The following is a 20,172-nucleotide window of genomic DNA, read 5'->3' as shown; positions in this document are numbered from 1 at the left end:
GGTCGGTAGACTCGACGGTGTGGTGAGCACCGAGGGAATCGACTGGAAGAGCGATCTGCGGCAGCGCGGCTACCGGCTGACGCCGCAGCGCCAGCTTGTTCTCGAGGCCGTGGACACCCTGGAGCACGCGACCCCCGACGACATCCTGTGCGAAGTGCGCAGGACGGCATCGGGGGTCAACATCTCCACGGTGTACCGGACCCTGGAGCTCCTGGAGGAGCTCGGTCTCGTCTCGCACGCGCATCTCGGCCACGGGGCGCCCACGTACCACCTGGCCGACCGGCACCACCACATCCACATGGTGTGCCGGGACTGTACGAACGTGATCGAGGCCGACGTCGACGTGGCGGCGGAGTTCACCGCCAAGCTGCGGGCCCAGTTCGGCTTCGACACCGACCTGAAGCACTTCGCGATCTTCGGCCGCTGCGAGAACTGCGCCAAGGAACACGAAGCCGCGCAGGAATAGCCGCGCAGGAATAGCCGCGCAGGAACAGCCGGGCAGGAATAAGCGCGTCCGGCTGCTCGTCGTAGTCTTTGTGAACATGAAGAGCCCCCTGCTTACGCTGCCCGGCGCCGTCCCCGGTGAGGGCGTGGACGAAGGCGTCGCCGCGCACTACGGCGACCTGTTCCGCGAGCAGCGCTCCCTCGCCGACGGAGCGGGCGTCGTCGACCTCTCGCACCGCGGCGTGATCACGGTCACCGGCGACGACCGGCTGAGCTGGCTGCATCTGCTGCTGACCCAGCACGTCACCGACCTGCCCCCGGGGCAGTCGACCGAGGCGCTGATCCTCTCCGCCAACGGCCACATCGAGCACGCCCTGTACCTCGTCGACGACGGCACGACGACGTGGGCGCACGTGGAACCCGGCACGCAGGACGCCCTCGTCGCGTACCTGGAGTCGATGAAGTTCTTCTACCGGGTCGAAGTCGCCGACAGCACGGGTGAGTTCGCCGTCGTGCACCTGCCCGCCGGGTCCATCGCGCCGGTGCCGGACGGGGTGGCCGTGCGCGAGACCGCGTACGGGCGTGACCTCTTCCTGCCGCGCGGCGACCTGGAGTCGTACGCGAAGGAGAGCGGTCCGGCGGTCGGGCTGCTCGCCCACGAGGCGCTGCGCGTCGAGCGGCACCTGCCGCGTCTCGGCTTCGAGACCGACCACCGCACCATCCCGCACGAGCTGGGCTGGCTCGACTCGGCCGTCCACCTGCAGAAGGGCTGCTACCGCGGGCAGGAGACCGTCGCCCGCGTGCAGAACCTGGGCAAGCCGCCGCGGCGCCTGGTCTTCCTGCACCTGGACGGCAGCGAGGTCCACCTGCCGCCCCACGGCGCCGAGGTGCGGCTCGCCGCGGACGGCCCGGACGGCCGGAAGATCGGCTTCGTGACGACGTCCGTACGCCACCACGAGCTGGGCCCGATCGCTCTCGCGCTGGTTAAGCGGAACGTGCCGCTCGACGCCGAGCTGATGGCGGAGACCACGGCGGCGGCGCAGGAAGCGGTCGTGGAGCCGTAGCCTCTCCGGCCGCGTCTCTGCGGTTACATCTCCAGCAGCACCGTGAACGGGCCGTCGTTCGTCAGGGAGACCCGCATCTGCGCCCCGAACCGGCCCGTCGCCACGGTCGCGCCGAGCTCCCGCAGCCGGGCCACGACCTCGTTGACCAGCGGCTCGGCGACGTCACCCGGCGCCGCCGCGTTCCAGGTGGGGCGGCGGCCCTTACGGGCGTCGCCGTAGAGCGTGAACTGGCTGATCACCAGCAGCGGCGCGTCGATGTCGCTGCACGACTTCTCGTCGGCGAGCATCCGCACCGACCAGAGTTTGCGGGCCAGTTGGGCCGCTTTCTCCTTGGTGTCCTCGTGCGTGACCCCGACGAGGACGCACAGGCCCTCGCCCTTGATCTCGCCGACGGTCTTCCGCTGGTTGTCCTCGTCCACGACGACGCTCGCGCCGTCCACTCGCTGTACCACTGCACGCATACGGCCATCATGCCGTGCCCCACGGCCCGCTCCCGACCCCACCCGAACCCCCCATCCGGGGCGGATATGGGGTACTCGCGCACAGAGCGGGCACCAGGAGTGGCACCATGCTCACACGTAGTGCGCCGATGGCGCGCCGCGTCAGTCCGGTCGAGGGGACGGTAAGCAGACCATGGATGCTCATGCCATGAGCCACACATCGAGTACGAGCCCGCCCGGGGATCCTGTCTCCCTGACGCACACCGGCCGGGTCGCTTCGATGGCCCGGCCGCCCGCGCAGCGCACCGGAAGCCCCGAGCTGCCGGCCGTCCCCGAGCACGACCTCTCGGACCTGCGCCTGCCCGAGCTGCGCCGGGTGCGCCGGGACGCGCAGCAGGACGAGGCCGACCTGAGCTACGTACGCCGGCTGCTCCAGGGCCGTATCGACATCCTGCGGGCCGAGCTGGGCCGGCGCCGCGACCCGGAGTCGCCCGTCGTGGACCGGCTCTCGGAGATCCTGCGCGACCAGCCCACGCGGCAGCGGTCGTCGGCCCGGCACGTCACGCTGGGCACCCCGCACAGTGAGGAGTTCCGGCGCCTCGCCGCCGAGATGCTCTCCGAGGTCGAGCTCTCCGACCTGGCGGCCCGCACGGACGACGAGCTGCACGCGGCGATGGGCCGCCTCGTCCGCTACGAGCAGCAGGTCTCGCGGCGCCGCCAGCTCCTGCAGCGCACGGCGGACGACTGCAGCGCGGAGATCGCGCGCCGCTACCGCGAGGGCGAGGCACAGGTCGCCGACCTGCTGAACGGCTGACGCGGCCCGGCGCGGTGGGGCGGCCGGGCCCGGCGGGAATCCGGGCGACAACCCCCATCGCCACGCCTAGCGTGGGGTCATGACCAGCCGCTCCAGCGAAGACATCGACATACGGGCCATCACCGAGGACGAGCTGCCCGCGTGGTGCCGTGCTCTCAACACCGGGTTCCTGCGCTCCCCGGCCGCGTCGCCGGAGACGGCCGCCAAGCGCCTCGCCCACTTCGATCTCGCCCGTACCCGTGCGGCCTTCGCCCCCACGGGCGACGGCGGGACGCGGCAGGTCGCCACGTTCCGTTCGTTCGCGCAGCACCTCAGCGTCCCCGGTGGCGCCACGGTCCCCACCGACGCCGTCACGAACGTGACCGTCAGCCCCACCCACCGCCGCCGCGGCCTGCTCAGCCGGATGATGGCCGCCGACCTCACCGAGGCGAAGGAGCGCGGCGATGTCGCGGCGACCCTGATCGCCGCCGAGTACCGGATCTACGGGCGGTACGGGTTCGGGCCCGCGGCCACCGGTACGGAGTGGGAGATCGACGTGGTGCGGGCCGGCTTCGACCCGCGCTGGTCGGGCCCGGACGACGGCGGCCGGATCGACCTGGCCGACGCCGACGAGGTGCGCAAGATCGGGCCCGAGCTGCACGAGCGGCTGCGCGCCCGGGTCGCCGGTGTCGTGTCCCGTGACGACTTCTGGTGGCAGTACGAGACGGGTCTGTGGCAGACGCCCGAGGACGTCTGGGCCGAGCCCTTCCACGCCGTGTACCGCAACGCGCGGGGCGAGGTGGAGGGGCTGGTCGTGTACCGGTGCGACGGCCACTGGGGCGAGAGCAAGATGCCGGGGAACACGGCGCAGGTGCTGAAGCTGACCGGGGTCACCCCGGCGGCCGAGCGGGCGCTGTGGACCTACGTCTGCTCGGCCGACTGGGTCACGGCCGTCAGGACGGGCGGCCGCGCCACCGACGATCTGGTGCCGCATCTGCTGCCCGACCCGCGCGCCGCCCGCATCGTGACGCAGGCCGACTTCCTGTGGGTGCGGATCCTGGATGTCGTACGGGCCCTGGAGGCACGCTCGTACGAGGCGAGCGGGGAGCTGGTCCTGGAGGTGCGGGACCGGGCCGGGCTCGCCGGGGGACGGTTCCGGCTGGCGGCGACGCCCGGGGGCGCGGTCTGCGAGCCGAGTACCGACGCGGCACAAGTCACCCTAGACATCGGTGAGTTGGGTGCGCTCTGGCTGGGCGACGCGTCCGCGGTGCGGCTGGCCGCCCTGGGCCGGCTGGTGGAGGAGGAGGCGGGCGCCGCCGTCGCCGCCGACGCCCTGCTGCGTACGCCGCGGCGACCGTGGTGCCCCGACATGTTCTGAATCGCGCGGCGCACCCTCGTACGCGGCGCGGGACGCGCGCAGGAGGTGCTTGACCGACCGGGCTCCCGGCTCCCCTCCGGAGGAGAGCCCGGTCAGCCGCTCTGGGCCAGCAGCATGACGAGGACGACGGCCCCGACGCCGCTGAGCATGGTGTTCTTGGCTTTGAGTCCGATGGTGAGCACGACGAAGGCGAGGATGCCCATCGGGCCGTACTTCCACTGGATGAGCTGCTCGAATCCGATGGCGAGGGCGGCGATGAGGATGGCGAAGACCGGCATGGGGACTGTCCTCCTTCGGGTTCGAGTGGTGACCAACTCCGACGACATTGCGGTGACGTAGACCAACCTGTGTGGCCGACGCCAACCCCCGAGGTTGTCCGCCATGTCGCCCAAGTTGGTCACCAACTCACAGGTACTTATCTCCGCTGACGCGACTCATAACCACCTTCTTCTCAACTCCCCAAAGATGGCGGGAAGTTGTAGGGTTCGGCTGTGAACGGGGAGCATGCTGCCGTCAATGGACGGAGCCAGCCGGAGCGGGCGCAGTGGACGTACCGCGAAGTGGCTGATGAGCTGCGCGCCCGGATTCGGTCCGGGCTTCTTCGTCCCGGCCAACGCATGCCTACTCAGGCCCAGTTGGCGGACGACTTCGGGGTGGAGCGCTCCGCCGTACGCCAGGCGCTGCGCATCCTGCAGTCCGAACACCTGCTGGCCAACGTCTCGAAGGGCAGCCCGGCCACCGTCGCGGAGAACACGCAGGCCGCGTTCAGCGGACCCGGCGCGCCCCCGCAGCTGACGATGGCCGCGCTGTCCCAGAAGGTCTCGGCCGCCTTCCGCAGGCAGGACGTGGAGATCGACGCCCTGTGCCTGACGTCGGTCTCGCTGACCCTCGCCATGGGCGAACCGCTGCGCCACATCCACGCGGGCCGCATAAAACCGGCCAAGGTGCGGGTACGCGTGCTGCTGCCCAGCCGGGACATCAACCTCGCCTTCCCCGCGCCGGCCGACGCCGCGGTGGGGGCGGACGGGGTGACGGGCGGCAGACTGCGGCGCAACTGGCTGGAGCAGCGCAACGCGCAGGGGCAGGTGCTGCGGCACAACCTGCTGGCCCTGCGCGCCACGCACGGCATCGACGTGCGGGTGTCGTTCCGCGCCCTGCCGTTCACGCCGCCGGTCAAGCTCTACCTGCTCAACAACGCGCAGGCGCTGTTCGCGTACTACACGCTGACCCGGCGCGACGAGCAGCTCGACCACGAGCGGGTGGACGTCTACGACGCGCAGGGGGTACGGCAGATGCTGTTCGCGTTCGAGCACGGGTCGGGGCTGCGCGACACGACGTTCGTGGAGCAGTCGCACCTCTGGTTCAACAGCCTCTGGAACACGATCAGCACGGACCTGACGCTGGACTCGTAGCGGCTGTTCCTCGGTGTGGGTCAGTGGAGCGCGGGGCCGGCCACCATGATCGCGAGCAGGACGCCGCCGACGGAACTGCACGTGGAGTTCCTCGCCTTGGCGCCGATCGTCAGCAGGAGCAGACCGGCGAGGCCGGCCGGTCCGTAGTGCCACTGGACGAGCTGCTCGAAGGTGATCACGAACACCGCGGAGAGGAGGCTCAGCAAAGCCATGACGTTTCCTCCTGCATCGACGACGGCATCGGTGGAGCTGGTTGGTCCTGATCGGGCCTGGGTGGTGAGGGGCGGTTGGTTCACTTGTTCGCCATCCGTGGCCATCTTGCGCCAAGTTGGCGACCAACTGCACTATGGTTGTCCCCACTTGGTCGCCAGAAATAAACAAGCCAACAACAACTGCCGCCAAATCAACGGAAGTTGTAGCGTTTGGTTGTGACCCAGGAGAGCGTGGCAGACATGGCTGACACAGCAGACGCGACGTTGCACCACAGCAGAAGGCTCTCGCCCCAGGAGATCGCCGACGACCTGCGCGAGCGGATCAGGGCCGGCCGGCTCAAGGCCGGCGACCGGCTGCCCACCCAGGCCACGCTGGCGGACGAGTTCGGCGTGGAGCGCGGCACGGTCCGCCAGGCCCTCCAACTCCTGCAGTCCGACGGCCTGTTGAGCAACGTCAGCAAAGGCAGCCCGCCGCGCATCGCCACCGTCAACCCGGGCCGCGACGCACCGCAGCCCACCATGGTCGCGCTGGCCCCCCGCCTGGTGGAGGCGTTCACCTCGCCCAAGGTGCGCATCGACGCCGTCTGCATGACCTCCGAGACCCTGATGCTGGCCCTCGGCGAACCGCTGCGCCTCATCCACGAGGGCCGGATGCGCCCCGAGGCCATCGACGTCCGCATCCTGCTGCCGGGCCGCGACATCGACCTCGCCTTCCCCGTCCCGGTCCCCGACGACACGGACAGCACCGACCGGGCCGACGACGAGGCGGTGCACCAGCGCTGGCTCTCCACCCGCAACGCCCAGGGCCAGGTCCTGCGGCACAACCTGCGCTCCCTGCGCTCCTCCCACGGCATCGACGTCCAGGTCACCTTCCGCGCCCTGCCGTTCACGCCCCCGGTCAAGCTCTACCTGCTCAACGACGCGGAGGCGCTCCTCTCGTACTACCTGGTCACGCGCCGCGAGGAGGAGATCGACAGCGGCACCAAGCTGGAGATGTACGCCGCCACCGGCTCCCAGGCCCTGCTGTTCTCCTTCGAGAAGCGCGCGGGCCACCGGGACCGCGCGTTCGTGGAGGAGTCGCAGAAGTGGTTCACCGCCCTCTGGGAAACCATCACGTCCGACCTCACACTCTCCTAGTGACCTCAGATACGACGAATCAGACCGATCCCGTGTCCCAAGAGAGCGAAAACGAAAGGGAGTTGAGCGAATCGGACCGGTTGGCCGAGCTGGTCCGGGGCGTACGGCACGTGCTCTTCGACTTCGACGGGCCGATCTGCCGGCTGTTCGCGGGGATACCGGCGCCGGTGATCGCGCGGGAGCAGGTCCACTGGCTGGACGAGCAGGGCCTGGGCGAGGTGCTGACCACGGCGGAACGCACCGACGAGGACCCGCACGGCGCGCTGCGCAGCCTGGGGCTCCAGCGCCCGGACAGCGACCTGGTCATCGAGATGGAGAAACGTCTCACCGAGCAGGAGCTGCGGGCCGTCCACTCGGCCTGGCCCACCGAGCACGCCGACCCGCTGATCCGCACCTGGACCGCGGTCGGCGCCCGGCTCGCCATCACCACCAACAACTCGCCCGAAGCGGCACGGCGCTACATCGAGGGCCGCGGCCTCTCCGGGTGCTTCGAGCCGCACATCTACGGCCGCACCCAGGACCTCAGGCTCCTCAAGCCCGATCCGTACTGCCTCAACCGCGCCCTGCGGGCCATGGGAGCGGCCCCGGGCGGCGCCCTCATGATCGGGGACACCCCGACGGACCTCTACGCCGCGCAGGCCGCGGGCGTCGCCTTCCTGGGGTACGCGCGCAGCGAACGCAAGGCGGGACGCCTGCGCGACGCGGGGGCACGCCGTGTGATCGGCTCCCTGGAGCCGATCCTCACCATCCTGCGGACGCCCTCCTGATCTGCGCCGTTCCAGTTCCCGGAGGCAGGCCGGGGGGAGTTGGCAGCCAACTGACGTAGGGTTGACGGAACGTGGCATGGCGGGACGGGAGTACGTCGCGGTGAACCACAAAGAGAACCCCACCCCCACCCCCACCCCTCACCCCAACCCCACCGCCGACGAGATCGCCGGCATCCTGCGGGAGCGCATCAGAACCGGTGTGCTCAAGACGGGCGGCCGACTGCCCACGCAGGCCGCCCTCTCCGAGGAGTTCGGCGTGGAGCGCGGCGCGATCAGGCACGCGCTGCAGCGCCTCCAGGCGGACGGCCTGCTGACCAACGTGAGCAAGGGCAGCCCGCCCGTGGTGGCGGCGGCGCCGACGGCACCCCGGCACCCCGGCGGTTCCCGGGCGGCGCGGAGCATCCTCGGACCGCGGCTCGTGGCGGCGTTCGGGGAGCCGCGGGTGCGGGTGGACGTGGCCTGCCTGACGGCGGAGACGCTGATGACGGCGCTGGGGGAGCCGCTGCGCCGGGTGTACGAGGGCGACGCGCGGCCGGAGTCCGTGCGGCTGCGGGTGCTGCTGCCCCGCCTCGACCAGGACTTCGACTACCCCTCGCCCGACAAGGGCTGGGGCCACGACGAGAAGCTGGACAGAGCGGTCAAGGAGCGCAGCCGCGCCCAGCGGGAGGCCCAGACCACGGTCCTCGCCAACACCATCGCGGGCCTGCGCCGCACCGGCATCGACGCGCGGGTCGACTTCCGCTACACCCTCGGCACCCCCAGCCGGAAGGCGTATCTGCTCAACCGGCGGGAGGCTCTCGTCGGCCACTACATTCCGGGCAGATTCCTGCGGGAGATCGAGGAGTACGAGGGCGCGAACCCGGTGCCGCTGTGCGACGTGGAGGGCTTCGACACACCCATGTTCGTCTTCGACGCCGGCAGCAGAGGCGACGAGGCGGCCTTCGTGCAGGCCGAGCAGATGATGTTCGACGGCATCTGGGACCACGTGGCCAGGGGTCAGGCCTGAGCCAGGAGCAGGAACATCAGGAGGGCTCCGGCGAACGCCCACGGGGTGGACTTGTGCTCGGCCGACCGGAAGAGGGTCAGGGCGGCCAGCGCCAGGACGCCGAACACCCCGTATCTGGACTGGAGGAACTGTTCCACGCCGTAGCCGATCAGCGGCGTCAGGACTTGCCACAGCGGATTCATGAGGCCCACCCCTCAACTCGTAGTCCAATTGGACTGGTTGACTTGCATCGGTCTTCCCCAGCTGGGCAGATCGTTAATCAACCCGCTTGCCCCGCAGGGAAGTTGACTGAATATGGTGTGCTGGTGGGCTGACGGCGGTACGTTCCCCCTGTGACGAACGGCCGAAGTGAAGTGAGTGGCGGCAGCGCCGTGTTCCGGGTCGTCGAGGATCTGCGCAGCCGGATGGCCGGGGGTGACTTCTCGCTCGGCGCGCCCCTGCCTGCCCAGCGGCTGCTGGCCGTGGAGTACTCCGTCTCGCGCGACACCGTGCAGAAGGCGCTGAAGCAGCTGAGGAAGGAAGGCTGGGTCGAGCCGCGGCGGGGCAGCGGTACCCGGGTCGTGCGGGCACAGCAGGTTCAGTCGTACACGGCGAAGGCCGCCAGAGAGGGGCGCGTGACGCTGCGGGAGTACTTCGACGAGGCGTTCACCCAGGAGGAGGTACGGCTCGACGTTTTCACTCTCACGTCGGAGTCCCTGGACACGCAGGTGCGGGGGCAGATCGAGCGGATCAGATCCGGGGAGACGCGGCCGCGCAGCATCGCGATCCGGATGCTGCTGCCTGCGGAGTCCCTCGGCCTCCCGTATCCGCGGGCGCTGGACGATCCGGAGGCCCGGCTGACCGTCCGGCTGCGGAAGAGGCTGCTGGAGATCACGCACCGGCACAGCGGCTCGATGGTGTCGCAGTTGCAACAGCTGGAGGCCGAGGAGCTGGTGGAGTCGGCCCGCATCGAGATCCTGCACGTGGACCTCGCTCCCACCTTCAAGCTGTACCTGATCAACGACACGCAGGCGCTGCACGCCCCGTACGAGGTGGTGGAGCGGCCCATCGTCCTGAGCGACCAGGAGACGGTGCGGGCGCTGGACGTACTCGGCCTGGGGGCGACGCTCACGCACTACGTGAAGGACGACAACCCGGACTCGCGGGGCTCGGTGTTCCTGAAGGCGTGGCAGGCGTGGTTCGACTCGGTGTGGACACGGCTGGCGTACTGAATCGGTCGCCGCTCGAACGAAGCCCCCCGAAGGAGTTTCTTTACGTCACCTGTACAAGGCACTCCTGGACCGCGGTCGTGGCCGCTCCGGTACGGCACTACTCTGTGGGCTTTGTACGGCCCGATGCATGAGTATCCAGGAGTGACCTGTGGGCGTAGATCTCGCCCTGAGTCCCCGGACGCGCGCCGAAGCCTCCGAAGAGGAGATCCGGCGGCTGTGGGACAGCGTGATCGCGGGAGCGCGCCGCAGTGGCGAGGAGCTGAGCGGACACCACAACCTCAACCGTGTGGTGCAGCTCTCCGACGGGCAGGCCGCCGCTCTCGGCCGTCCGGCCGGCTCACGGGTCATGGTCAGACACCGCAAGCGGGACGTGCCCCCCGTGGTGATCAGGACCTGGCCGGACGAACAGGCGGTCCTCGACGCGATCAGCGGCCTGGGGCACGTGCCGCAGTGCCTGGCGCGACGCGGGGACATCGCGATCCACAGTTATATGGAGGGCACCCCCCTGGCCGGTGTCTGCCGGGACGGGAAACCGGTGGACTCGCTGCTGATCGACGCCTTCACCGGCCTGCTCGCGGACATGACGCGCGTTCCCGGGGACCGTCTGCCGCCGCGGCCGTCCCACTGGCCCCGCGACGGGGACTCCCGGGGGTTCCTGAGGAGGCTGGCGGCCGCGGCCGATGATCAGATCCGGCAGCCCAATTGGACCGGTTTCGGCGGGCTGTTCGTGGCCCTGGGCGTACCGGAGAACGCGCTCAGGCTGTACGCCCACTGGGCGCCCGAGCTGACGCCGCGCCCGTTCGGTCTCCTCCACGGCGACCTGCACCGGGACAACGTCATCGTCACCTACGACGGCGAGCCCCCGCTCATGTGCGTGGACTGGGAGCTGGCCACGTACGGCGACCCGCTGCACGACCTCGCCGTCCACCTGGTGCGGATGCGCTACCCGACGGAACAGCGGGCGGAGGTGGTCGACCGGTGGCGGGAGGCGATGGGCCGGGTGCGCCCCGAGGCGGTCCGGGGGCTGGCGGACGACCTGCCGCACTACATCGACTTCGAGCGCGCCCAGTCCGTGTACCCCGATGTGATCAGGGCGGTCGGCTCGCTCGGCGACACCTTCACGCAGAGTGATCTGGAAGCGGCGTCGGAGGAGGTCCACCGGGCGCTGCTCGCGGCCAGGCGCCAGTTCAGACTGCGCGATGTGATGGACGCGGCCGCGATCGAGCCGCTGCTCTTCCGGTGGCGGGTGGCCAGGGGGGCCCGTCATCGGGGCAGGCTCTTCTCCGCGGCCATCAACTGGCGGCGCGACGAGCGCGTGCCGCTGCGCGCGCCGTTCTCCGAGGCGGAGGTCGAGGAGGCGCTGTGGGCGGAGGGCGCGGCCACGGCGCGGCAGGTCTTCAAGGGCACGGCCCACCTGGGGACGGTGGTCGAGGTCGGCGGTTTCGCGGCCCCGGTCATGGTGCGCAGGAAGGTGGGCACGGACAGCCCGATCGAGCCGAGGTTCCTGGACGAGCACGCGGTCCTGCGGGCGATCGAGGACGCGGGCGTCGCGGTCGGGGCGCCGAAGGTTCTCGCGCTGGGGGTGAGCGACTTCGGGGAGCCGTTCACCATCCACACGTACGAGGGGCCCTCCGACATCTGCCGCCGCCCGAGGCACCCCGTGCACGGGCTGCTGCCCGGCGAGGCGCACGATCTCGTCGACCAGCTCCGTCAGCTGATCGACGTGGACCCGTGGTCGCTGGCCCAGGACACGAAGGGGTCCGGGTTCTACGGGTGGCTGTCCGGCCAACTCGTCGACATGGTCGCGGAGTTGTCCCGCACGGCGAAGGAGCTGGCCGCCCGGCTGGGCCTGCCCGACGCCGTCGGGCTCGACCGGAGACTGCGCCGGCACGAGGTGCGGGAGCGTCCGTACGTCCTGCTGCACGGTGACCTGAACCCGTGGAACCTGGTGCGCGGCGAGCGCGGCTTCGGGCTCACCCTCATCGACTGGGAGATGGCGATGGTGGGCGATCCGCTCTACGACCTGGTGCGGCACATCCATCTGACGCCGACGACCCGGGAGATCAGGGACCGGATGTACTCCCGTTGGCAGCGGCTGATGCCGGAGCGCTTCACGGCCGGCTGGGAGCGTGACGTGCCGGTGTACCGGGGACTCGAACTCGTCCGCTCCGCCTATGTGGACCTGGACCGGCTGGTCACCGGTTCCGGTCTCGACGCCCCGAACGTCCGGCGGGCCGTGGGCTCGTACACGACGACACTCCACAAGGCCCTCAAGTGGCTGGGCATGCCGCCCGGTTCGTGGACCGCGGCCAATCCCTACCTCGCCCTCGCCCTGCCGCACGCGGACGACGAAGCCCCCGTACCCTCCTCCCCATGACCAAGCCCGACCCCGGTTCCGCCGCCGATTCCGCTCCCGGCCTGCGTGAACGCAAGAAGCAGCGGACCCGGCAGACCCTTTCCGACACCGCTGTCCGGCTGTTTCTGGAGAAGGGGTACGACCGGGTGTCCGTCGCGGAGGTCGCCGCCGCGGCGGAGGTGTCCAAGCCGACCCTGTTCCGGTACTTCGCGGCCAAGGAGGACCTGGTCCTGCACCGGTTCGCCGATCACGAGGACGAGGCGGCCCGGGTCGTGGCGGAGCGGGCGGCGGGGGAGGCGCCGCTCGGGGCGTTGCGGCGGCATTTCCTGGCGGGTCTCGAACGGCGCGATCCCGTGACGGGGCTGTGCGACCACCCGGCGGTGCTCGCGTATCAGCGGCTGCTGTACGGGACGCCGTCCCTGGTGGCGCGGTTGTACGGGTATCAGGAGCGGTCGGAGCGGGCGCTGGCCGGGGCGCTGGGCGGGCCGGCGGTCGAGGCGCGGCTCGCCGCCGGGCAGATCGTGGCGGTGCAGCGGATTCTGGCGGAGGAGAACGTGCGGCGGATCCGGGGCGGGGAGTCGGCCGACGCGGTCGCGGCGGACGCGGTGCGCGCCGCCGGGGTGGGGTTCGGGCAGCTGGCGGGCGGGCTGCCGAGCCGACTCCGCACACCGGACGTTACTGAGTAAAAAACGTTACCGAGTTACGGTATCCGGGTTATCCTGCGTGGATGAGCCATGCCTCCCTCGACGCCGAACGCCGCTTTCACGACACCTGCCGCGCCGCCCTCACCGCCATGACCGAGGGCGCCGACGAACAGGTCGTCATCGGCGAGAACGCCTCGGCGTCCGGCGCCGACGCGGAAGTGCTCGGGTATCAACTGCGCAGCCTGGCCAAGGGACTTCGGGAGCTGCCGCAGGCACCGCTGTTCTTCGGCCGGCTCGACTTCGGGGCGTCCGGCGAGCATGCCGGGCAGAGCTACCACGTAGGCCGGCTGCGGATCACCGAGCACCCGGCCGCGCCGCCCCTCGTGGTCGACTGGCGGGCGCCGGTCTCGCGGGCGTTCTACCAGGCCGGCGCCAATGATCCACAGGGTGTGGACATCCGTCGGCGGTTCGGGTGGGTGCCGGGCAGCCTCGGGGAATCCGCGGACCTGACCAGCATGGAGGACGAACGGCTCGGCTCCGGGGAGGCGGGTTCGGGGGAGGCCGGGACCGGCAGCCGGATCCTCGCCGGGGAGATCGAGCGGCCCCGCGTCGGGCCGATGCGCGACATCGCCGCCACCATCCAGCCCGAGCAGGACGACCTGGTGCGCGAGGGGCTCGCGACGTCGTTGTGCGTACAGGGCGCGCCCGGCACCGGCAAGACCGCCGTGGGGCTGCACCGGGCGGCGTACCTGCTCTATACGTTCCCGCAGCGCATCCAGCGCGGTGGCCTCCTGGTCCTGGGCCCCAACCGGACCTTCCTCTCCTACATCTCCGCCGTGCTGCCCGCGCTCGGGGAGAGCGGGGTGCGCCGGTCGACGGTCGAGGAACTCGTCGCGCACGGCGCGGTGCGGGGCCACGACGACGAGGCCGCGGCCGTCGTCAAGCACGACGTCCGGATGGCGGGCGTGCTGCGGCGCGCGCTGTACGCGCGGGTCTCGGCGGACGGGGTCGCCGACGCACTCGCCGTCCCCGACGGTTCGTACCGGTGGCGGGTGCCGGCCGCGGAGCTGCGGCGGATCGTGGAGAACGTACGGGACGAGAGCCCGCCGTACGCCGTCGGGCGCGAGCGCGTGCGCAGCCGGGCCGTGCGGTACATCCAGCAGCGGGCCGAGCGGCGGGGCGTGTCGGTGAACAACGTCTGGCTGCAGAGGATCGGGCGGTCGCGGGCGATGAGCGCCTACGTGGATGCCGCCTGGCCCCGGGTCGGACCCGAAGAGGTGCTGTGTCAACTGCTGTCGCGGGATGGGGAGTTGGAGTCGGTCGCGGACGGGGTGCTCAGCCGTGATGAGCAGCAGGCCGTGCTCTGGGCCCGGCCCCCGCGCTCGTACAAGTCCGCCAAGTGGTCCGCCGCCGACCTCGTGCTGCTCGACGAGATCGCCGGGCTGCTCGAACACCCCGAGGGGTACGGGCACATCGTCGTGGACGAGGCGCAGGACCTGTCGCCCATGCAGGCGCGGGCCGTCGCGCGGCGCGCGGCCTTCGGTTCGCTGACCGTGCTCGGAGATCTGGCGCAGGGCACCACGCCCTGGGCGGCGCGGAGTTGGGGCGAGCTGCTCGGTCACCTGGGCAAGCCGGAGGCGGTGGTGGTGCCGCTGACGACCGGGTTCCGGGTGCCCGCCGCGGTCGTCGCGCTGGCCAACCGGGTGCTGGAGCGGATCGATGTCGAGGTCCCGGCCGCGCGTTCCCTGCGCGGGGACGGGGAGTTGCGGGTCGAGTCGGTACCGGACGTGGTGGACGGGGCCGTCGGGGCCGTGCGGCGGGCGCTCGCGTACGAGGGGTCGGTCGGGGTGATCGCCGCCGAGCGGGACGTGGCGCGGGTGCGCGGTGCGCTGGGCGCGGCGGGTGTCGCGGTGGCCGGGCCCGAGGAGCTCGGGGCCCGGGTCACCGTGCTCGGCGCGGGTGACGCCAAGGGGCTTGAGTACGACCATGTCGTCGCCGTCGAACCGGCTGCCGTCGTGGAGGCGGAGGCGCGGGGGATGGAGCGGCTGTATGTCGTGCTGACCCGGGCGGTGTCGCGGCTGGACGTGGTGCACAGCCGGCCGTTGCCGTTCGCTGCCGCGTAGGGCACCGCCGTGTTCACCGCCGCCTCGCTCCTCGCGGGGCTCGCCACCAGCCCCGGAGCGCTGCTCGCCGCCCGTTTCCTGCAAGGCGTCGGAAGCGCCATGGCCGCCGCGGTCGGACTGGGCATCCTCGTCCCGCTCTTCGCCGACCCGCGCGAACGGGCCCGCGCCATAGGGGTGTTCAGCTTCACCGGCGCCGCCGGGGCCTCCATCGGGCAAGTGCTGGGCGGCGTACTGACCGACGCCCTCGACTGGCACTGGATCTTCTTCATCAACCTGCCCATCGGCGCGGCCGTCCTCGCCCTCGCCGGGCCCGCGCTCCCCGCCGGCCGCGGCCTCGGACTGCGCGCCGGGGCCGACGCGTGGGGGGCGCTGCTGATCACCGGCGGACTGATGCTCGGCATCTACGGCGTCGTCAAGATCGAGGAGTACGGGGCCGGTTCGGCCCGCACGATCGGGCTGACCGGCGGCTCGCTCGTCCTGGTCGCCGGATTCGCCGTGCGGCAGGCCCGGGCGCGTACCCCGCTCATGCCCCTGCGCATCCTGCGCTCGCGCACCGTCGTCGGCGCCAACGTCACGCAGATCCTCACCCTCGCCGCGATGTTCGCCTTCCAGGTGCTCGCCGCGCTCTACATGCAGCAGGTGCTGCACTACGGCGCCGCCGAGACCGGCTTCGCGATGCTCGCCGCCATCATGATCGGCGCGGTCTCGCTCGGGGCGTCGGCGCGGCTCGCGGCCCGGTTCGGGGAGCGGCGGGTGCTCCTGGCCGGGCTGGTGCTGCTCGCGGGCGCCCTCGGATATCTCGCCCGGGTGCCCGTGCAGGGCGCGTACGTCCCCGATCTGCTGCCCGTGATGCTGCTGATCTCCGGCGGCGGACTCGTGCTGCCGTCGCTCGCGGGGCTCGGCATGTCCGCCGCGGGCGAGGAGGACGCGGGGCTCGCCTCCGGCCTGTTCAACACCACCCAGCAGATCGGCATGGCCCTAGGCGTCGCCGTCCTCTCCACGCTCGCCGCGTCCCACACTGATTCCCTTATGGGCGAGGGGAGTTCACGGGCGGCCGCGCTCACCGGCGGATACCGGCTCGCGTTCGGCGCCGGGGCCGTACTGATCGGAGCGGCGTTCGTGGTCGCGCTGCTGGTGCTGCGTCGCCCCGCGCCCAGGGCCCCCGAACAGGCCCCGGCGGCCTGACCGGCGTACGTGGACCGATGAATACGCAGATAGCCAGAAGGAGACCAGAAGGAGAACCGTGATGTCCGGTCCCGCGCCCCGTACCCTCACCGAGCCCGAGCTTCAACGGATTCTGCGAGAGGGGAAGTTCGGCACCCTGGCCGGCGTCCGCAGCACCGGGCACCCGCACCTCTCCACTGTCCTCTACGACTGGAACCCGGACGAGCGGGTGCTGCGGATCTCCACGACCGAAGGACGCCTCAAGCCGCGCCAGTACCGCGCCGACCCGCACGCGGCGCTGCACGTCAGACGCGACGACTTCGCCTTCGCCGTGGCCGAGGGAGAGGCCGAGGTGGTCGGCCCCGGCGCCGAGCCCGGTGACGCGTCGGGCCGCGAACTCCTCGATGTGGCACGGGAGTTCGTCGAGGCCGGCGCCGAGGAGGCGTTCTTCACGGAGATGGTCGCCGAACGGCGCGTCGTCATCAGGATCAACGTGGCCCGTCTGTACGGGACCGCACTCGACGTGGGGTGACCGGTGCGCCGGAAATCCGGGGCAGCGTAAAAGGTGTGGCACCCGGCGACGCTTGGTGCGTACCTTTGCTCGCCGTGACGCGTCCCGATCCCGCCCCGCATCCCGACCTGTCCTCCGCCGGACTCTTCTCCCGTGCGTATCTGCCCGCCACCGCCAGTTTCGCGGCGGTGATGTTCCTGACCGGGTTCGCCGCGCTGGCCGTGATGCCGCTGCTGCCGGTGGCCGCGCGTGATCTCGACGGGGTCGGGCTCTATCCGCTGGTGGCGGGCTCGTTCGTCGCCGCGAGTCTGCTCGGCGGGGTGCTCGGCGGGTCCTGGGCGGACCGGAAGGGGGCGCGGCACCCGCTGACGGCGGGTGTGATCCTCACGGTCGTCACCCTGCTCGTCTCGGCGACCAGCACGAGCATCTGGCAGCTGGCCCTCGGGCGGTTCACGGACGGGATCGCCGCGGGCCTGGTCGCGGTCTCCGTGAACGCGGCCATCGGCCAGTCCTATCCCGACCACGTACGCGCCCGGGCCCTCGCCCTCATGAGCGCCTGCTGGATCGTCCCGTCCCTGGTCGGACCGCCGCTCGCGGGCCTGGTCGCGGGGTGGGCGTCCTGGCGGACCGTGTTCTTCGGCCTCGCGGCGCTGACCGTCATCCCGGCGGTGGCGGCGGTCCTGTTGCTGCGCGGGCGGGCGACGCGGGCCGACGCCGTGTCCGACGCACCGGCGCCGCGACCGGCCCTGCCCGCCGCGGTGGCGGTGAGCGTGGCGGCGGCCCTCACCCAGTACGGCGTCACCGCATGGGACGTACGGCACCTGCTGTGCACCGGGGCGGGCCTCGCGCTGCTCGTGGCGTTCGCGCCGCGCCTGCTGCCCCCGCGCACCGGGCGGGCCGCGCCCGGCCTGCCCGCGACGGTGCTGCTGCGCGCCCTGACGTCCGGCGCCTACTTCACCCTGGAGGCGTTCGTGCCGCTGATGCTCACCACGGCGCGCCGGGTGCCCGGGGTGGTGACCGGGCTCGCCTTCACCGGCGCCGCGCTCGCCTGGGCCGGGGCGTCCTGGCTGCAGGGGCGGCTCCAGGGGCGGGTGTCGCGCGCGCGGATGGTGCGCGGGGGCGCGGTGGTGATGGCGGTGGCGGTCGCCCTGGCCGCCCTCTGCACTCTGCCCGCCGTGCCCGCGGCGTCGGCGGTGGCCCCGATGGTCCTGGCCGCCGTCGGCATGGGCCTGGCGGCGCCCTCGCTGACGCTGTTGTCCCTGACGCACGCCCCGGCCGACCGGCAGGGGTACGCCAGCAGCGCGATGCAGACCTCGCAGAACCTCGGCCAGACGCTCGTACTCGCCCTGGCCTCGGCCCTGTTCAGCGCCGTCGCGGCGCTCACGTCCGGTCAACTCCCGTCGTTCGCCGCCGCGTTCGCCCTGTTGCTGCTGCCGGTCGCGTGGGCGTGCGCGACGGCGGGGCGGGCCCGGGAGGTCCCGCGGCCCGCCGGGGGAGGGGTGCGCGTCGCACCGGACGAGGCGACCCGCCCGGTGCTGTAGGCGCTACGGCCGCCCGAGTTCCACGACGTCGGCGACGACGCAGCTGATGTTGTCCGGGCCGCCGGCCCCGTTGGCGAGGGCGACGAGCGCGCGGACCGCCTGCCCGGGCTCGGCGGTCCCGGCGAGCACCCGGTGGAGCGCGTCCGCCGGCACGACGGACGACAGGCCGTCGGAGCAGAGCAGGTAGCGGTCGCCCGCGCGGGCGTCGTGCAGGCGCAGGTCGGGGGTGGCGTCGGCGGCCCGGCCCAGGGCACGGACCAGGAGGGACCGCTGCGGGTGGGAGGCCGCCTCCTCCGGGGTCAGCCGGCCCTCGTCGACCATCGACTGCACCATCGTGTGGTCGTGGGTGATCTGGAACAGCTCGCCGTCGCGCAGGAGCCGGACGCTGGTGTCCCCGATGTGGACGAGGGCGAGCCGGGACCCCGAACCGGCCCTGAGTATCGCGGTCAGCGTCGTACCCGCGGCTTCTGTTTCTTCCGCTGTCTCCGCTTTGGAGAGTCCGGAACCGGTGGTTCCGGCGACGGCCCGCCCTGCCTGTCCGACCGCGTCCTCCAGGGCGCCGAGGAGGTCGCCTGCCGGGATCCCGCCCGTGTCGAGGTGGGCGAGGGCGCCGACCGCGGCGGTGCTCGCGGGGGCTCCCGCGGGGCCGAACCCGTCGGCGACGGCGAGCAGATGGGGTCCGGCGTACACGGCGTCCTGGTTGCTCTCGCGGACCAGCCCCCGGTCGGAGAGAGCGGCGTAGCGCAGGCCCAGGGGTTCGACGGTCGACGGCATGGCGGAGTCCTTCCGGGTCAGGGACAGGTGGTCGACGAGGAAGGCGGCCAGGTCCCGCCGCGCGGCGGTGTCGGCCTCGACCCGCGCCCAGAACGCGCGGACCTCCTGGGCCGCCGCGGCCGGCGGCATCGCGCAGACCTGCCGTATTCGGGCGAGCGGCATCCCCAGGCGGCGCAGCCAGGCCACCAGACGGGCCCGCTCCAGCTGTTCCGGGGCGTACATCCGGTAGCCGGTCGCGGGGTCGACGCGGGCGGGCGGCAGCAGCCCGAGTTCGTCGTAGAGCCGCAGCGCCTTCGGCGACAGCCGGGATGCCCGGGCGAACGCCCCGATGGTCAGCAGCCCCATGGCGCCTCCTCCCCTCCTCGTCGGGCCGGGCGCGTCGCCCGGCCCCCTGATGCTGCGGCTTTCCCCAAGGTGAAGGTCAACCCGCCGTTCCGTCCGCGGCGGCCGGGTCAGTGGGGCAGCAGGCGGATCGTCGTCGAGGCGGCCGAGTCGCTGGTGATGTGGGCGAGGACGCGGGCGGCGTAGGCACTGTATTTGCGCTGGTACGCCTCGTCGATCGCGTCGTTGAGACCGGGGTCGGCGACGGTCTGGAAGGTGACCTCGCGGGTGACGCCGCCCGCCGTGACCCGGCCGGCCTCGCGGACGCGGCTCGCGCGGTACCAGTCGGAACCGGGGCCGTTGACAGAGCGGACGTAGAGGTCGTCGCCCTCGCGGACCACCCAGACCGTGCGGCCGCTGCCGAGGGTGGTGCCGTCGGAGTGCAGCGAGGCGATCTCCAGCTCCTCGGCCGTGCCGATCGCGTCGAGTTCGGCGTCCGTCCAGGCCGCGGCCGGGCGGGGGGTGGTGTCGGAAGGGTCGTCGGGTCCGGTGGGGGAAGTGGCGTCGGTGGGGTCGACCGGGTCGGTGCTCATGGCCGTACGTCTCCTTGGAGGCCTCGAAGGCGGCTGCGCTCATGCTCGCGGTCTCATGCTGCGCCGGTGGGGGACCGGCGGCGGGGCGGCGCGCCAACGGGGCCACCCGGGGAGTTGCCGGGCACGACGGTCCCGGCCGTGCGGCCGTCGCCCATCGCCTGGCGGAGCCGGTGGACCGGTTCCCCGACGCCACGCTCCTTCAGGACGCCGCCGAGGGCCGCACGGGGCGATCAGTGGCTTGGAACACTTTTGCAAGCAGTCGCTTGCAATAGTTAGCACGG

At 71.9% G+C, this 20,172-nt stretch carries 20 protein-coding genes and 1 pseudogene; 15 read left to right on the top strand and 6 right to left on the bottom strand.

Features of this window, described 5'->3' with window-relative positions; genetic code table 11:
• The first annotated feature begins 19 nt into the window (after nt 1–19).
• Nucleotides 20–466: a transcriptional repressor gene (locus tag AB0J02_RS09390; protein ID WP_363192975.1), complete on the top strand. Its 447-nt coding sequence runs from the start codon at nt 20–22 to the stop codon at nt 464–466.
• A gap of 76 nt (nt 467–542) precedes the next feature.
• Nucleotides 543–1,508, top strand: coding sequence for a folate-binding protein (locus AB0J02_RS09385; protein WP_363192974.1), 966 nt, complete (start codon nt 543–545; stop codon nt 1,506–1,508).
• 23 nt (nt 1,509–1,531) lie between these two features.
• Here AB0J02_RS09385 and dtd read toward each other — a convergent pair whose 3' ends face one another.
• On the bottom strand, nt 1,532–1,969 hold the full coding sequence (gene dtd, locus AB0J02_RS09380) for a D-aminoacyl-tRNA deacylase (RefSeq protein ID WP_363192973.1): 438 nt from the start codon (nt 1,967–1,969) through the stop codon (nt 1,532–1,534).
• 259 nt (nt 1,970–2,228) lie between these two features.
• On the opposite strand from dtd, the gene AB0J02_RS09375 reads away from it, so the two are divergent.
• Complete coding sequence (locus AB0J02_RS09375; protein ID WP_363193050.1) at nt 2,229–2,762, top strand: ABC transporter substrate-binding protein; 534 nt, start codon at nt 2,229–2,231, stop codon at nt 2,760–2,762.
• Between the two features lie 79 nt (nt 2,763–2,841).
• Nucleotides 2,842–4,119, top strand: coding sequence for a GNAT family N-acetyltransferase (locus AB0J02_RS09370; protein WP_363192972.1), 1,278 nt, complete (start codon nt 2,842–2,844; stop codon nt 4,117–4,119).
• Nucleotides 4,120–4,211: 92 nt separating this feature from the next.
• Here AB0J02_RS09370 and AB0J02_RS09365 read toward each other — a convergent pair whose 3' ends face one another.
• Nucleotides 4,212–4,397 (bottom strand): hypothetical protein, encoded by a 186-nt coding sequence (locus AB0J02_RS09365; RefSeq protein ID WP_363192971.1) that lies wholly within the window; start codon nt 4,395–4,397, stop codon nt 4,212–4,214.
• Nucleotides 4,398–4,610: 213 nt separating this feature from the next.
• On the opposite strand from AB0J02_RS09365, the gene AB0J02_RS09360 reads away from it, so the two are divergent.
• Nucleotides 4,611–5,531 carry a winged helix-turn-helix domain-containing protein gene (locus AB0J02_RS09360; protein WP_363192970.1) on the top strand — a complete coding sequence of 307 codons (921 nt, stop codon included), beginning with the start codon at nt 4,611–4,613 and terminating at the stop codon, nt 5,529–5,531.
• Between the two features lie 20 nt (nt 5,532–5,551).
• On the opposite strand, the gene AB0J02_RS09355 is transcribed toward AB0J02_RS09360, so the two are convergent.
• Nucleotides 5,552–5,743 (bottom strand): hypothetical protein, encoded by a 192-nt coding sequence (locus AB0J02_RS09355; RefSeq protein WP_363192969.1) that lies wholly within the window; start codon nt 5,741–5,743, stop codon nt 5,552–5,554.
• Nucleotides 5,744–5,983: 240 nt separating this feature from the next.
• On the opposite strand from AB0J02_RS09355, the gene AB0J02_RS09350 reads away from it, so the two are divergent.
• The 3 genes from AB0J02_RS09350 to AB0J02_RS09340 all read left to right on the top strand — a co-directional run bounded on the left by AB0J02_RS09350 (nt 5,984) and on the right by AB0J02_RS09340 (nt 8,653).
• Nucleotides 5,984–6,880 carry a GntR family transcriptional regulator gene (locus tag AB0J02_RS09350; RefSeq protein ID WP_363192968.1) on the top strand — a complete coding sequence of 299 codons (897 nt, stop codon included), beginning with the start codon at nt 5,984–5,986 and terminating at the stop codon, nt 6,878–6,880.
• 62 nt (nt 6,881–6,942) lie between these two features.
• Entirely contained in the window at nt 6,943–7,647 is a 705-nt protein-coding gene (locus AB0J02_RS09345; RefSeq protein ID WP_363192967.1) for an HAD family hydrolase, read from the top strand.
• Nucleotides 7,648–7,723: 76 nt separating this feature from the next.
• Entirely contained in the window at nt 7,724–8,653 is a 930-nt protein-coding gene (locus AB0J02_RS09340; protein WP_363192966.1) for a winged helix-turn-helix domain-containing protein, read from the top strand.
• On the opposite strand, the gene AB0J02_RS09335 is transcribed toward AB0J02_RS09340, so the two are convergent.
• Nucleotides 8,644–8,835 carry a hypothetical protein gene (locus tag AB0J02_RS09335; RefSeq protein WP_363192965.1) on the bottom strand — a complete coding sequence of 64 codons (192 nt, stop codon included), beginning with the start codon at nt 8,833–8,835 and terminating at the stop codon, nt 8,644–8,646. The two genes, AB0J02_RS09340 and AB0J02_RS09335, sit on opposite strands and share 10 nt — an antisense overlap.
• A gap of 150 nt (nt 8,836–8,985) precedes the next feature.
• Here AB0J02_RS09335 and AB0J02_RS09330 point away from each other — a divergent pair, with 150 nt between their 5' ends.
• The 7 genes and pseudogenes from AB0J02_RS09330 to AB0J02_RS09300 all read left to right on the top strand — a co-directional run bounded on the left by AB0J02_RS09330 (nt 8,986) and on the right by AB0J02_RS09300 (nt 18,203).
• The gene (locus AB0J02_RS09330) at nt 8,986–9,864 is read left to right on the top strand and encodes a GntR family transcriptional regulator (protein ID WP_363192964.1); all 879 of its coding nucleotides are present in this window, start codon (nt 8,986–8,988) and stop codon (nt 9,862–9,864) included.
• Nucleotides 9,865–10,012: 148 nt separating this feature from the next.
• Nucleotides 10,013–12,241, top strand: coding sequence for an aminoglycoside phosphotransferase family protein (locus tag AB0J02_RS09325; protein ID WP_363192963.1), 2,229 nt, complete (start codon nt 10,013–10,015; stop codon nt 12,239–12,241).
• Complete coding sequence (locus tag AB0J02_RS09320) at nt 12,238–12,906, top strand: TetR family transcriptional regulator (protein WP_363192962.1); 669 nt, start codon at nt 12,238–12,240, stop codon at nt 12,904–12,906. The genes AB0J02_RS09325 and AB0J02_RS09320 overlap by 4 nt, the downstream gene beginning before the upstream one ends.
• A 41-nt stretch (nt 12,907–12,947) precedes the next feature.
• A complete protein-coding gene (locus tag AB0J02_RS09315; protein WP_363192961.1) occupies nt 12,948–14,987 on the top strand; it encodes an AAA family ATPase in 2,040 nt (679 codons plus the stop codon).
• Nucleotides 14,988–16,172: pseudogene (locus AB0J02_RS09310) on the top strand (MFS transporter); the annotation flags it as partial.
• A 61-nt stretch (nt 16,173–16,233) separates the two neighbouring features.
• Complete coding sequence (locus tag AB0J02_RS09305; RefSeq protein ID WP_363192960.1) at nt 16,234–16,683, top strand: TIGR03618 family F420-dependent PPOX class oxidoreductase; 450 nt, start codon at nt 16,234–16,236, stop codon at nt 16,681–16,683.
• Between the two features lie 170 nt (nt 16,684–16,853).
• Nucleotides 16,854–18,203 carry an MFS transporter gene (locus tag AB0J02_RS09300; RefSeq protein WP_363193049.1) on the top strand — a complete coding sequence of 450 codons (1,350 nt, stop codon included), beginning with the start codon at nt 16,854–16,856 and terminating at the stop codon, nt 18,201–18,203.
• 3 nt (nt 18,204–18,206) lie between these two features.
• Here the strand turns inward: AB0J02_RS09300 and AB0J02_RS09295 are convergent, their stop codons facing one another.
• Entirely contained in the window at nt 18,207–19,322 is a 1,116-nt protein-coding gene (locus AB0J02_RS09295) for a MerR family transcriptional regulator (RefSeq protein WP_363192959.1), read from the bottom strand.
• Nucleotides 19,323–19,429: 107 nt separating this feature from the next.
• Nucleotides 19,430–19,891, bottom strand: coding sequence for a DUF2255 family protein (locus tag AB0J02_RS09290; RefSeq protein ID WP_363192958.1), 462 nt, complete (start codon nt 19,889–19,891; stop codon nt 19,430–19,432).
• Between the last annotated feature and the right edge of the window lie 281 nt (nt 19,892–20,172).

Source organism: Streptomyces sp. NPDC050264, assembly GCF_040655895.1.
Lineage (GTDB): Bacteria > Actinomycetota > Actinomycetes > Streptomycetales > Streptomycetaceae > Streptomyces.
Note: the sequence above shows the minus strand (reverse complement) of the source record. Positions and strands in the feature narration are given on the sequence as shown.